Annotated in this window: 5 protein-coding genes; 3 read left to right on the top strand and 2 right to left on the bottom strand. The window is 41.0% G+C overall.

The window, feature by feature from the left end:
* Positions 1–45: 45 nt before the first annotated feature.
* Positions 46–3,627, bottom strand: coding sequence for a reprolysin-like metallopeptidase (locus ACHFIY_RS05110; protein WP_410844991.1), 3,582 nt, complete (start codon positions 3,625–3,627; stop codon positions 46–48).
* Positions 3,628–4,732: 1,105 nt separating this feature from the next.
* Between ACHFIY_RS05110 and ACHFIY_RS05105 the strand changes: the two genes are divergently transcribed.
* Together ACHFIY_RS05105 and ACHFIY_RS05100 are read left to right on the top strand one after the other, a co-directional pair.
* Complete coding sequence (locus ACHFIY_RS05105) at positions 4,733–5,122, top strand: hypothetical protein (protein WP_410844990.1); 390 nt, start codon at positions 4,733–4,735, stop codon at positions 5,120–5,122.
* Positions 5,123–5,221: 99 nt separating this feature from the next.
* Entirely contained in the window at positions 5,222–13,072 is a 7,851-nt protein-coding gene (locus tag ACHFIY_RS05100) for an SdrD B-like domain-containing protein (RefSeq protein ID WP_410844989.1), read from the top strand.
* Positions 13,073–13,277: 205 nt separating this feature from the next.
* On the opposite strand, the gene ACHFIY_RS05095 is transcribed toward ACHFIY_RS05100, so the two are convergent.
* Positions 13,278–14,375, bottom strand: a complete 1,098-nt coding sequence (locus tag ACHFIY_RS05095; protein WP_410844988.1) for a mandelate racemase/muconate lactonizing enzyme family protein — start codon at positions 14,373–14,375, stop codon at positions 13,278–13,280.
* Positions 14,376–14,623: 248 nt separating this feature from the next.
* Between ACHFIY_RS05095 and ACHFIY_RS05090 the strand changes: the two genes are divergently transcribed.
* Positions 14,624–15,565: an aldose 1-epimerase gene (locus ACHFIY_RS05090; protein WP_410844987.1), complete on the top strand. Its 942-nt coding sequence runs from the start codon at positions 14,624–14,626 to the stop codon at positions 15,563–15,565.
* Positions 15,566–15,570: the final 5 nt, after the last annotated feature.

The raw sequence follows: 15,570 nt of genomic DNA, 5'->3' as shown, positions 1-15,570 counted from the left end.
AACATTGAATGTTGCAACCCTTTTTACACTTTAAAAACCAAGTTCCTATTTTTGTATTATCAATTTGCTGTTAACCACATCCGTAGCTGTTAATACCCTCACCGTATAAGTGCCAGCGGCATAATTGCTTACAGGCAAAGTAATGCTGTTTGCATTGGGCTTGCCTGTGTACACCAGTTTACCATTCACGGCAAACAATTGTACCTGATGCATTTTTTCTGCCGATTGTATCAATACAGTGTTCCTTGCAGGGTTCGGGTATAGGCTTAGCTTGTGGTTGCTGCCAAACACTATGCTTAGCACTTGGCTATAAGTGCTAAGCCCATCTGCATCCACCTGCCTTATACGGTAATAAACAACACCTGTATTTGCTTCGGCATCGGTGTACATATACTCATTGAGGGTAGTGCTGGAAGCTGCACCTTTAATAGTACCAATGCTGCTATAAGAAACGCCATCGGCGCTTTTTTCTACTGAGAAATACTGGTTATTTTGCTCGTTTGCCGTTTTCCATTGCAGCAGCACAGTATTGTTGCTTTGCTTGATAGCAGTAAAAGACTGCCAGTTTACAGGCAATGCTACCAATGCCAAACGGCAAATCTGTAGCCCCCATGCGTTTAATTTGCCGCCATCGCCAGCATATTGGTCAAATACGCTTAGCTTCCACGTACCCACAGCAGGCTCGCCTTTAAAAATAGCCAAAGCATCTACAGGCTTCACCGTTACACCTGTGGTAGGCGGGCAAGGCACTGTGGTTATGGCAGCTTCGTCATCAAACGAAAGGTTCATGTTCTTCAAACTGTCGCATACATCCGAAACCAATACTGCCGTTGTTCCTTTAGGGCTAATCAGGCTTATTTTTAAGTCGCTAATATAGCTATGGGTAATATTTACGCCCACTACGTTTACATCTGTAACGGTGCCAATAGAATCTACTGGTACAACCAAGCTAGAAGTAATTGTTACTGATTTCGTTGTAGAAATAGTAACAGGCGTAGTGTTTTTTAACGTGAGGCAACGATCAAGCCCCGTTTTAAACCTGATGGTTGGGGTATATTGCCCTGTGATACCGCCGCACAACGAAGTTATTGGCCTTATTTTCCAGTAATACTCGGTAGACTGGTCTAATGTAATGGGCAATACATAAAAACTATCTGCTACAGATGCTGTTTTAATAACATTGGAAAACAGTGAGTCGGTAGCCAAGCTAAAATCGTAAGAAACTGCATTTGCATCACCTTTCCATATAAATGTTGGCTGCAAAGATTGACCAGTGGTGTTGGCGGCAGGCTGCACAGCACTTACAGCATAAGTAGTAATACTAACCACATTAAATGCAACCGTGCGTGTTTGCGTAATTGTGTCGCCTGTTATCTTAACCGTAAAACTATAACTTCCAGCAGTAAGACCACTTGTATTGGAGATGGTAAGCACTACGGTATCCTGTGCAGGGGTAAATGTATTTTTGCTAAACGCTACTGTTGTTGCGCCGGGCAACCCAGTTGCCGTAAGCGTAACAGGCGATTGAAAAGACCCAATTGCTGCTACATTCAGCGTAGTAGTGGCATCGTTACCAACACAAGTAGTTGGCGTTGTTGCATAGCCTGTACTAAAACTAGCTTTCGTGGCTAACTGTATGGTAAAATTGGTGTTGGAAATATCAAAGAAAATATTGCCCAATGCCCTTACCCTTATCCTTGCTGTTTTTGTAATGTTGATGGGCACGGTTATTTGCTGGCTGCCATCATTTGCGGTACTGTCAACCAAGGTAATAGGGTATGTATATCCACCATCAATAGACAATTCTATTGCCACGGCTGTGCATTTTATGGGTGCTACGTTGGTACCGCTAACATTCCATGTAACATTTTGAAATTCACCCACTGTCCATGTAGTTGCCAGCGTAGGGTAAGTAACAGCAAAAGGCGTTGCAGTTTTAATTACATTGACATTCATTACATCGTAACAAACGCCGCCACCGTTGTTGCGGTTGTCCCGTGCTGTAAGCCTAAATTCCAGCGTACGGGCATAAGCAGGCAAACGCTCGCCAATAGTTGTCTTGTTGCCTACTATATCGCTTATTACAGGAAATGTACGGGCTGGGGTAGCAACAGGCAAAAAAGAACGGAATATTGGAGCATTGCCCGCAGGTGCAGTCCAGTTGCCAAAAGCGCCGCCTGTATTGGTTTGTTCCCAGCAATAGGTTAATGAGTCGCCATCCGGGTCTGTAGCAGCACCCATTAGCGTAAATGGCGTATTGAACGGGATTGTATAATCTGACCCAGCATTTACTACTGGAGGGTTATTGCCCGTATTGGTAATAACTGCACATGTATTGCCATCGCTAAGGTTGGTGTAGTTGGTAATTTCATCATAACTAACCGCATGGAAAATAGCAATGCTATGCGGTGCCAAGTCGTTTGTTGTGCCACAAATGCCTGCATACGCCATGATGGTAACACCGCTGCCCGGCTCGGCATTGGTAGTACTGGAGCCATTACCGCTGCAACTACCCGTGTTGGCATTAAATGTATGATCGCCGCCAAATTCATGCCCTATTTCGTGGGCTACATAGTCCACGTCATACGCATCGCCTACGGGGTCAGGGCTACCAGTAATGCCACTGGCTTTGTAAGCATCTTGGCAAACGCAGCCCACTTGTGCCAGCCCACCGCCACCTGTGCTAAAAGTATGTCCAATATCAAAATTTGCCGAGCCAATATATTTGGTAATAACAGTTTGGCTTTCGTCAATTAGGGTATTGGCATCGTTGTTTCCTTTAAATGGGTCGGTTAATGTGTCTGTAAATACAACTAAATCTTCATTTGCCACTAGCTGCATACGAACAGCAACTTCTTTCTCATAAATACCAGTTACCCTATTTGCACTTGTAACAATGGCCGACAAGGTTTGGGCTACGGTAGGCTTTGCTAGGCCAGTAGCAGCTATTGCATACTCGCCAGTACAGGCTATGGCTAGCCTATACGTCCGCAATTCTGTGCCAACGCATTTGCCAGCCGGTGGTTTTGCAGCAGTAGTAAGCCTGCCCTCACTTGCTTTTACGAGTGTCCTTCTTACGTCCTCTACAAAAGTTTGGTTTTTTTTTAAGTCTTTTTTATAATAAGAGAGATAAATAAGGTTGTTGTTTTTATACGCAGGGTCGATAAAGTAGTTACCGGTAATGTCACTCATTACCATGGCATGAAAACCTAGCTCTGTAAAGTCTATCTTAATTGCGGCAGTAGGGTCGTCAATACCTTGGCCGCCATAAGTCTTGATATTCGGGAACTTGGCTGCCAGTTCCGGTGCCATTGTTTGCACGGCTTCAATTTTAAATTTAGCCATCTTCCCGTCTGGCATTGGAAGGGACAAGATTAATGGGGCTGCTTTTGCAGCAGCCTTAAACTCTTGTGGCGCTTTTGCCAAAGCAGCCCTCATCTGCACCGTGTCTAGTTGCATCAGGTGATATTGGCTAGGCTTTATGCGCAATGCGGGAGTTGACGTGCCACGCTCCGCAGCTTTTGGCATGGCCCAACAATTGATAGGCTCCTTTGTTTGTGCAAAACACAAAGAGGTAATTAATAATGAACCCAGCAAGCCTTGGATAATCCTAGTAAAAAAATTCATAAACATCTTAGTTGGTAATAAATATATAGATAAAAAACATACTTGCTTCGGTCGAGTATGCTTTGCAAAATAAGTACAAATATTTTAGAAAATTGGCTGAAAAATAAAAATAAAGTTGATACCGACCGATTATTTGATATTATCATACATACGATGGATGCAAAATAAAAATAGCAAGGCTTTGTCAGTAGCAAGTTCCCATGTTGCTAGCCGTTTTGTCTGCGGGGTGCCCCATTTTGTGTTTTATAGAACCCAGCCTGTTTCCACCTGTAAACGGATTTTGTTAACCAAAGATCTGTGTCCAGATGTGAACGACCTTAGTAAAGCTAGAACAGTCATGTGAAAGTAACATCTTTTGTTAGCCTAAAGCCTGCTATACATCCACTTTTGCGCTCTTTCAGGGTTGTTTTTAAATTTTCAAATTTTTCAGTTTGCACATTTGGTGTAACTCATTGATATACAGTTGTTTTATTTATTATTGACGAAGGTTTTACAGTGACTTAATGGTGATTTATTGTGGATTTAATGATGATTTATTGTGTATCAATGTGTATTAATCGTGTATCAATGATGATTTATCATGTATTAAAAATGATTCTTTTTATGTTGCCAAGTCTGCCTATAGATAAATCGCTGTAAACTTAGTAAAGTTGTGAGAGTAGTCCAAAAGAGGAATCCTATATGGGGGCATATTTCCCCCATGAGTAGCCCAATTTTCCCCCATATAGGTTGGGGACAGGGGAAGCGGCAGGGACTTTGTTAAGCTACAAGCACTTGATTGAATTTTTGGATTTATTTATTTCACTGATTACTTCCCCCCTAATTTAAGGGGTTGTTTAGGGGGGTATTTCACTGCATTTTTGTGGCATGGTTTAGGATTATTTTTTTGTATAAGGTTAAAAAAACTATAGCAAAAGCAATAAATCAAAGTTTTAAACGTTTATAAGTATTGGCATCGTACTTAAAAAAGCATAAAACACATTGAATTGCAATCGTTTCCGATGGTTAATTTAAGGTTTTTTATATATAAATGAAATAGGTTGTGTATATTCGTCGACATTTTTAAATATTGTTCACATTTGTTAATAACATAAAACGGTCATATATGAAGTATCTTGTTTACGTTTTGTTTCTTATTGTTTGCATAGCAACACATGCCAATGCACAAACAGCAAAAATTAGTTTGTCTGACAAGGACAAGGCGAACAGTTCGCTTTTCCAATCTCAAAAAGGAAAAGACCGCTTAGCAACTTACAAACAATTGCAAAGCCTTATCCGTGTGAAAGATGCAAGTGCTGATGTGCTTGCTAGTACAAGAATGGGTGCTAAAACAACGACTATATCTGAAGTTGTGGCACTATTAGGTGAGCCAGATAAAAGAATACAACAAACTTTGTTGGAATATAACTTAAAGAATGATGAGTCTTCTAAATTAGTGATAGGTATCAACAAATTTGGCGAAGTACAGTTCTGCACCGTTAAAAATAGCAATTAGTAAACCCCATATCATACAACTTTAAATAAACAGCACGTGTTAAACATTTCTACTTTCACCAACGATTTCTGCCGTAAATCAGTATCATTCTTACTGAATGTGAAAACGCTCCTAGCAGCGGCTTTTTTGTTGATAGCCACTGCTGGTTCAGCACAGGTAACTTTGGCTATTCACCAAGGAGTAAACACGCCAACTATAAATACGGGCGATCAATTTATCGACACTGTAAATTATGCATGCTCCAGCTTTACAAGCAATGGGCAAAATGTGGTAGCGACTTTGGCACTTCCACAAAACTTAGTACCTTATGTAATTAGCCCGTTTGCTAATTCAGTAGCTTACGACGAAAGCCAAGTAGCTTCTGTTACTTACACGGCGGCTACCAATTCCATTAAAATTACTTTTGTAAATCCTTTGCCAGCGGGTAGTACTGGGCAGGTACAGATTAAGTTTAAGTACATTAACGGTACTACCCCTAATGGATATGACCCAATTATTGTTGCCTCTATGAATGGGGACAATTTTGTTGATGCAGGTAACCATCCTTTAGGGCCAGTTTTTGATACTACACATGTAACTGCTATTGCAGCTAACCACTACACTGTAGGCAAAAGCTTGAAAGCTGGAGGTGCCATTAACGATTTGGCTATATATACCTTGAACATCAATTCAAACAATGCAAGCAGCGGAAGCCTTAATTTAAGCGACCCTATATTTATTGACACCTTGCCTGCTGGTGCTATTTTTGCACAAGCAACCCCATTCAGCGGTTCTAATGCTCCGGTTTACAATGCAACAGATAATACTGTAACATGGACTTGGCCTGCTGGCACTTCACTTTCAGGATATGGTTCTTCGGCATTTGTAAGCGTAAAATATCCTTCGCCAACTTTTTCTCTTGGTCAAAACGTATGTAACTATGGTAATTTAAGTGGCAGTATCCCTGTTTTACCAGGTATTGGTACTTACGGTTCTACTTCCGCTTCTGGAAATACATGTTTTGCCCTTTCAGCTCCTGCTGCACAAGCCAATTGTAATGGTGGCGGTATTACTGCTGCTACAGCTTATTGGTTAGACCATCATATCTTAGCTGGTACAAATTGTAACCGGTTTAGCAATGGTTGGTACAATGCAGGTAATACTTCTTTAGACGAAGTTGACCTTACTTATACGATTGACAAGAGCATCAACATGAATACCATCAAGGTAAACCCTGTACACGATGGTTTTGATTCTGCTGCTCCTGCAACAATCTTAGTAAAATATGCTACTAACTTAAATCCTTCATTCACTACTTTAGGTACTTATCAATCTTTGGATATTGCAAATGGCATTACTCCGGTAGACCACACACCTTCTTTGGCTGCTGGGGAATACCTGACCCAGGTAAGTTTTCAAGTAACAGGTAACTTGCCAATTGGTGGTTATGAAGACCTAAGCTATTGCGGTGATAGCCGTACTGCTGCTACAGGTGCAAAAGATGGTACACCTATTGTTGAGGGAACTTATAACCCTGCAAGTGCAATAGGTGATGACGGTACAGTAGTACACAATATTTCTACTGGTACTTATTCTTACAACGGTGTACAAACTAGCTACTCAGCTTGTTCTGACAGTGCAGAAATTATTTTTGCACAACCTGCTTTCCACGATAGCTATAAATCTATCACTAATTCAGACAACAACTTTAAAGCAAGCGATACTGTAGGTTACCAATTCCATACTTACTTGGGTGGTAATGATGCAGCAACTACTGTAGTTGTTTCTGATACATTGGATACTAAATTAAACTATGTACCAGGTTCTTCTACCTACACGGTAGGTGGTGGTAGTGCTGCTGCAATCACACCTGTTGTTTCAACAGTTGGTGGTAAAACAGTGCTTACGTATAACTTGGGTACATTAACCCCTGGTAAAGATTACTATGTTAATTTCAATGCAGTTATAACACCAGGTACATTGCCTCAAACTATTCCTAATAGGTTTACTTTGACTAGTAATAATGCCTTGTTTACTACAATTACTGATCCTGTTAATATCAATATTATCAGCGCAGTAGCATTAAGGGCTTATAAAGGACAAAGTGGTTGCGACCCAACTATTGTTTACTATCCTACAGTGGCCATTGCACAAGAAGGTGGCCCGGTTGATTATAAAATTACCCTTAAAAATTTGGGTAATGTAGTAGCTAAGAATTTAGTATTGGTAGATGTGTTCCCTTTCATTAGCGACTACCGTGGTAGCCAATGGTATGCAAACCTTACTGGCCCAATTACTACAAGCGATGCTTCTACAACTGTTTATTATACTACTGTTACCAACCCTTGTTACAGCGACTTTTCGCCAGCTACCAATCCAGGAGGTTGCAACACGCCAAGTTGGTCAACAACGCCTCCAGTTGACATTACTACTGTAAGGGCTATTAAAATTACAAGGTCTGCTGATTTGCCAGTGTTGGATAGTATTACCTTATCATGGCCTATGCGTGCACCAGTTGGTGTTCCAGCAGGTTTGTTGATGAATAACTCTATCAAGTATCAAGTAAGCCGTGCCGATAATGGCCAACAATTGCTGCCTGCTGTGCCAAACAAAGTAGGTATGACTACCAATTGTACACCTGTATTGGGATCTATAGGTAACTATGCTTGGTTGGATACTAATAAAAATGGTTTGCAAGACGAACCAGCAAGCCTTGGCTTGAATGGTGTAAAAGTTTACCTATACGGTGCTGGTGCTGATGGTGTAATTGGTGGTGGCGATGATGTGTTATTGGATTCAAGCGTTACATCGAACGATTGGAGCGGTAACCCAGGCTACTATAAATTTGTAGAAATACCTTCTGGCAAATACTATGTTCAGTTCCCTACCAATTATAGCCACTATAAAATAACGCCTACTGTTACCCAAACGCAACAAACAGATTTCAATTCTGATGCTGATGTTACAACAGGTTTGAGTGAAGTAGTTACCATCAATGCTTCTGGTACTGGTCAGGATAAAGACAATACTACTATAGATGCTGGTTTTTACCCTACAGGTTCTTTGGGTAACTATGTATGGCACGATATTAACCAAGATGGCCTTCAAAATGAAGCTGCCAGCCAAGGTATCAATGGCGTAAAAGTATATTTGTATGAGCAGCAAGGTGGCGCAGCTGGTCCTTACGTTCTAAAAGATTCTACTGTTACAGCTAATAAGGGCAGCAACCCTGGCTATTATAATTTTAACCTTGATCAAAGTGCTAATTACAAAGTATTGTTCCCAACTACAATTGGCAACGAAGTTGTAACTACGCAAACAACTACCATTAAAACAGATGGCAACAGCGATGCTGATACTGTTACAGGCTTTAGCCCGGTAATTGCCATGAACTTGTTAAGTTCAGGATTAAACAGGGTAAACCCTACAATAGATGCTGGTTACCACTTATTGGGTAGCTTAGGCAACTATGTATGGTACGATGTAAATGACAATGGTTTACAAGACGAAGCGGCTAGCTTTGGTATAAATGGCGTAAAAGTTTATTTGTACAAAGAATTGACAGCTGGTAACTATGTAAAAGTAGATAGCACTGTTACTGCAAATGACGCTTCAAGCAATCCTGGTTACTATAACTTCCCTAACCTGTACAATGGTAACTACAAAGTGTTGTTCCCAACTGCAGTAGGTAACTATCCAATTAGCGATGTAAACGTTGCTACTGTAAAAACAGATGGTAACAACGATGCTAACCAAGCAACTGGCTTTAGCGCAATAGCTACTATTACTGCTGGTAACGGTGGTTTAGATAAAGACAACCCAACAATAGATGCTGGTTACAAAACAAATATTGGTAGCCTTGGCAACTATGTTTGGTACGACGATAACAACAACGGTTTACAAGATGAGCCAGCCAGCAATGGTGTGAACGGTGTAAAAGTTTACTTGTATAAAGAAACTACACCAGGTACATATACTGTTTTCGATAGCACTGTTACAGCAAACGATGCTTCAAGCAAGCCAGGTTACTACAACTTCCCAGGTTTGCACGATGGTAACTACAAAGTGTTGTTCCCTACCAAAGTAGGTAACTACCCACTAAGCGATGTAACAAATGCTGCTCCTCAAACAGATGGCAACAACGATGCTGACAAAGCAACTGGCTTTAGCGGTATTGTAAACATCAATACATCTAGTGTTACTGCATTGGATGTAAACAACCCAACAATTGATGCTGGTTATAGGACCAATATTGGTAGCCTTGGTAACTATGTTTGGTATGATGGCAACATTGATGGCAAGCAAAATGAATTGGCTGCAAATGGTATAAACGGCGTGAAAGTGTATTTGTACAAAGACAATGGTTCTGGAACTTATGCTGTAGTTGACTCTGCGGTTACTGCAAACAATGCTTCTGGCAACCCTGGTTATTACAACTTCCCTGATTTGTTAACGGGTAACTACAAAGTATCTTTCCCTGTGAAAGTGAACGGTACACCATTAACAGTAGCTACTACCACTGCACAAACAGATGGTAACAGCGACGCGGATGTAAACACAGGCTTTAGCCCAATCACCCCAATCATTACTTATAGCAGCAATCCTTTGGATGTAAATAACCCAACCATTGATGCGGGTTACAAACCATTGGGCAGCTTAGGTAATTATGTATGGTACGATCACAATAACGATGGTTTGCAAAACGAAGCGGATAGTGATGGTATCAACGGTATCAAAGTTTATTTGTATAAAGAAACAGCTCCAGGTTCTGGCTCTTATGCCAAATTTGATAGCACAATTACTGCCAACGATACATTAGGGAGGCCGGGTTATTATAATTTCCCTTATTTACAAGGTGCAAACTATAAAGTACAGTTCCCTACACATATTGGTAACTATCCAATAAGCGATGTAATAATTGCTGGTACACAAATAGATGGTAACAACGATGCTATTAAAGCAACAGGATTTAGCAATGTAGTAACCATCAACCCAATATTGGGCGGTTTGGATAGGGATAACCCAACTATAGATGCTGGTTACAGGACAAACATAGGTAGCCTAGGCAACTATGTATGGCAAGATACCAATGGTGATGGCATCAACAACGAATCTACCACCAACGGGATGAACAACGTTCCTGTTCAGTTGTACGAAAAAAATGCTTCAGGCACATTTGTATTGGTAGCTAGTACTTTAACTGGGTACAATGGCACCAACCCAGGATATTATAGTTTCCCTAATTTGAACAGCGGTGAATACCAAGTTCATTTCCCTACAACCATGTGGGGCGGTAATATCACTTTGCAAAACCCAGCTATTAAAACAGATAACAATAGCGATGCAAATGCTACAACTGGTATCACACCAACTGTAGTTATCAATACAGCAAGCACAACCGATGCGTTGGATATCAACAACCCAACCATTGATGCAGGTTATGTAAACGTAACACCTCCGGTTTGTAATATGACAGCAAGCATTGGTGTTAACCAATTGACACAATGTTTTTCTGGTAACAGCTATGTGTTCACTGGTAATTTCTCTGGTGGTACGGCTCCATACACTTACCTGTGGGATTTCAACGATGGTACGTATGGTTACACACAAAATGCTACACACACTTACTTAACAGCAGGTGACCATGATGTAACATTGATTGTAAAAGACACAAGGGGTTGCGAAGCACATGCATCTACAGTTCAGATACATGTAGTGGCTAAACCAGTTGCTTCGTTTAACCTTAGTGCAAATACAGGTACAGGCAATGGCTATACATTCGTAAGCACAAGTGCTGGTGCAACATCTTATAGCTGGAATTTAGGAAACGGTACTACATCGACTTTAGTTAACCCAGGCCCTATCTACTATGCACCGGGTACTTATACCATAACATTGGTGGCAACAAGTGCATCTGGTTGTAGCGATACAATCTCTAAAACAATTGTTACTAATCCTATTAGTGTACCATCTTGCCCTACTGCTGCTTTTGCTTATACTACAACAACGGTTGCCAACAGCCCTTGTTTAAGCAACAACAAAGCAAGCTTTACCAATAGTAGTGTAGGTGCTACAACATATGCTTGGTACTTTGATGGTGTATTAGTTTCTACATCTGCTACCCCTGCCGACACAATATTTACTGTAGCAAATACTTATAATGTGAAATTGGTAGTATCTAATGGCACTTGCAAAGACAGTATTACGCAGCAACTATACATCTATTCTTGCTCAGTTAGTTCTGGTGCTGGAGGTGGTGTAGAAAGTAAAAGCTTGGGTGATGTGATAGGCAAACGTAACTATGGCATGTACAAAAAAGGCAACAATGGCCTTGCTGAATACTCAAAAGCTACATTGATTGCCGCTCCTACAAGAGGTACAATAGCTACTGCTGGCGTAACAAATACAAGTTCTTTGGCAGCCATCATGCCTTACCAAGTAGATGCTTCTTATACTCAGTACGACCAAACAGCGGCTGTAACCGATTTGGAAACATTCACCAATGCGATTGATGTGCGTGCGGTTGACTTTACGCTAGACAATGTAAACAAAGCAGTTGCTTTTGCAACCAAGACATTGGGCGGCGTTTATACCCACACTAAACCAATCTGTGATAGGTTGCGTGGTGCACAATTGTTGAAAGTAGAAACAGTACAAATACAATCATATACGTTTGTACGCTATACCTTGAAACAAGAAGATGGTAGCACAGAATATGCCATCAGCTTCTCCGCAGGTAAAAAAGCAGCAAGGGCTAGTTATTCTATACAAAGCAACTGGATGACGCAGGATTATATTGGCGAAGACACATTGGTAAACTATCAATTGTGGGCTGCCTCCCCTGCTAACGTAACTACCATGGTTACAGAAGTACTAAGCAGGCTACAAGCACAACAGCCTTTGCAGCAGTTTGCAAGTGCTTATGATTTGCCAAGTGCTTATGTTTCTGCTGGCACAAGGAAGGCAACAAACCTTAGCCTGACTGTGAATAACAAGACAGCCTATACTTCTGGTTATTTTGAAATGACTGAAAGTGCCAATGAAAACAGCAAGCCAGTGGTAAGGGTGGTTCCATTCACGGTGCCTGCAAATGCTTCATCTGTAATAAACATACCAGTTAGCGATAACTACCAAGCAGATGTTAAAATGTATATGAACAACAAATTGCAAGATTTGGTTTACATGGCAGATGGTATCTGGGGCAATAGCTATGACGCTGCAAAAACAAATGTATCTAGTTTCACTGTTGCAAACGACCAATCTAGGCAGTACAATGCCGCTGAATATTCTTTGCTAAGGAATGTACAGGTACAAGCTACCACGTCAAATTATGTATCTATCTACAAATTTTTAAGAGGTGGTGGTGCAGCGCAAGATTTAAGTGCATACAAATCATTTAAATTTACTGCAAACAGCAATACTGCTGGGCTTAACTTGAGGGTTACATTTACCAAACAAAGCCTTACTGGCTGGGATAAGCAATACAGCTACCTTGTTACTGGCTTGGAAGATGGGAAAGGGTATCAAATTGGTTTGAGCGAGTTTAAATCTACCGATAGCAACAGCCCTGCCGTGATTGATGCTTCTGATATTACTTCTGTGGTATTCTCGGTAGAAGTGCCTTCTGGCCAAAATACCAGCTTTGCTACCGGCCTAAACAACCTTAGCTTTAGCAAGGAAGACATTGTAGAAGAAAGGGCATTGCAAGTGAAAACAGTAGGCATAACGCCTAACCCTAACAATGGTACATTTAAGGTAAGTTTTGTTAGCCCAACAACTGCTACGCTTCGCCTTAAAATTGTTGACATTGCAGGAAGGACAATTAGTACCAAGGTTGTAAATGCATTAAAAGGCAATAACCAAGTATCAGTTCAGTTAAATACTGGTGTAAAAAGTAGCTTATACTTTATATCACTCGAAGGAGACGATGCTAAGTACAATACACAAAGGTTTATGATTACTAACAAGTAAACTCCTTTTATAGATTACCTTTTGAAGCAGCCACAAAATTGTGGCTGCTTTTTTTTGTAACTACTCACCACAAATACTTCATTCATATTGAATTAGCGATTTGTATAAAGTGGTAATTTTCGGCAATGCTTTGTGAACAATATATATATATTACCTTCCAGCTTAGTCTTTGCCGCATAAAAATACCTAAGTAGTAGCGTAGTTTTTAAATCACTATTTGCTCTAAATTTTTTAAATAAGCTGGATCTACATCTGCACCTATGCCAATGGCATCGCTAATTTCCAGCTTCATGCCGTTGTAGGTGCAGCCACTAATAACTGGGTCGGCTAAATGCCCAAGCAAGCAGGTGTCTAAATCGTAAAACTGGATATTGCTGCAGGCCATGGCCACATGCACCTTGGCAGTGAGTGCAACCCGGCTTTCTAACATACCGCCAAGCATACAGGGGATATTGTTTTTGGCTGCTACTTCATTTATCAATAGCGATTCGTGTATGCCGCCGGCCTTGGAAAACTTAATGTTGATATATGCAGCTGCTTTGTTTTCTATAATCCGTTCAGCATCGTGGTGGGTAAAAACACTTTCATCTGCCATGATAGGGATGGGCGACAAGGCACAAAGGCTAGGTAGCCGCCCATCGTTCCACTTGCGCATGGGCTGCTCGCAAAACTGGATATTATATGGCGCAAGGCCAGTAAGTGCTTGTAAGGATTCGTCGTAACTCCAGCCTTGGTTGGCATCAATACGCAGTATTGCACTATTGCCAATGGCTGCACGTATTTGCTTGATGCGTTCGATGTCTTCGTTGGGTTGCTTGCCCAGTTTTACTTTTATCATCGTCACGCCTTTGGCAACAAATTCCACGGCCGTTGCAGCCATTGCCTCGGGGCTGCCAATGCCAATGGTAAGGTCGCTTTCGATTTCTTTCTTGCTGCCCCCTAAAAAGGCATATAGCGGCAGGCCAGCCTGTTTTGCGGCAATATCGTACAAAGCCATGTCGAAAGCACTTTTGATGGTATAGTTGCCTGCTACTGCCGCATGAAGCTCATTCATCCTAGCGGGGATGTCCAAAGGGTTTTTGCCTTTCCAAATTTGGGCAAAATCTTTTGCTAGTTCATAGCAAGTGCCCTGTGTTTCGCCCACGATCATAGGAAAAGCCGAACACTCGCCAATGCCTGTAATATCGCTATCTGTATGTACCCTTAGCAATATGTTCTGTGCAAAGTGCATGGTGCCTGTAGCGATGGTAAAAGGCACCATGGGGATTGAATATTTATAAATTTCAAAACGGGTAAGACGCATGGGCGATGGGATAAATGGTGAAATAATACTATAAAGTGAAAGCTAGGTAGTAAATGTAATATTTGATTGGTGTTTTCTCACTGGGTCCTGAATATTGGCTTAATAAATGAGTAGTAAATATTAATTGCTATCCCAAAAAACAAATAAAAGCAATTCTGATACTATATATTGTTTTTTTTAATTTCAATTTTAATGAATTGTTGCAACATTATTTATCTTTAACGCTTTCAACAACGCTTGATTGGATTATGGCTTTTTTTGCAGACATCAATACCACGCAATTATTCCCAACTATTACCCTTGCCGATACGTCCGCTGATAGCAAGGCAGAGATATATTCGTTTGGAGCATTGCTGAACAGCTTTGAAATTAAAACAGCTGAAACATTCCTTAATATAGTAGATGGCTTTGTAAGCCCGCAAGCGGCTTTGCAGGAAATGACACCTGCCTTTAAAAGTGCTTTCCTTAGCCCTTTTACGTGCAGAATGAATGAAGGGAAGTACCATTTTGCCGATACGGCCTATCAGGTGGAAAAGTTTTTCTTGCCGCCACATGCCATACACGGGTTGGTGTATGATGCTATTTTTACGGTTGAAAAAACGGAAGCAACCGACACTTATGCTGCTGTGCAGTTGTCTTACACTTATAACAAAGAAGATGTGGGCTACCCTTTTGCATATACCATTGTGCATAACTGGAAACTGGAAGCAGGCAACAAGCTTACCGTGGCTACCACGGTTACGCACGCAAATGCTACTGCCATACCTTATGCACAGGGCTGGCACCCATATTTTACATTGGGGGGCAGTATAGACAGTTGCAAACTTCAATTTAGTAGTGGCAACAGGGTGGTTTTTGATGACACTTTATTGCCCACTGGCCACTTGGAACCAGAAGAAGGTTTTGCAGAAGGGGTAAGTTTGAAAGGAATTTTTTTAGATAATTGTTTTCAGTTGACACCATCGGATGCACCTGCTTGCATATTATCAAACGATAAATTGAAGCTAAGCATTTCGCCATCAAGCACATATCCCTATTTACAAATATATACGCCGCCGCATAGGAACAGCATTGCTATAGAGAATTTAAGCGGAGCGCCAGATTGTTTTAACAATGGGCTGGGGTTGTTGTTATTAGAACCCAATATACCTGCATTTTTTTCAACAACCTATACGGTTACACCGCTTTAAAAAAT

The sequence above is a fragment of the Parasediminibacterium schistidii genome, from assembly GCF_046546515.1.
Taxonomy (GTDB): domain Bacteria; phylum Bacteroidota; class Bacteroidia; order Chitinophagales; family Chitinophagaceae; genus Parasediminibacterium.
This window is presented reverse-complemented; position numbering and strand designations above follow the sequence as displayed.

Coding starts and splice junctions, on each gene's coding strand:
- ACHFIY_RS05110 (WP_410844991.1), bottom strand. CDS start 3,627: ATGAATTTTTTTACTAGGATTATCCAAGGCTTGCTGGGTTCATTATTA.
- ACHFIY_RS05105 (WP_410844990.1), top strand. CDS start 4,733: ATGAAGTATCTTGTTTACGTTTTGTTTCTTATTGTTTGCATAGCAACA.
- ACHFIY_RS05095 (WP_410844988.1), bottom strand. CDS start 14,375: ATGCGTCTTACCCGTTTTGAAATTTATAAATATTCAATCCCCATGGTG.
- ACHFIY_RS05090 (WP_410844987.1), top strand. CDS start 14,624: ATGGCTTTTTTTGCAGACATCAATACCACGCAATTATTCCCAACTATT.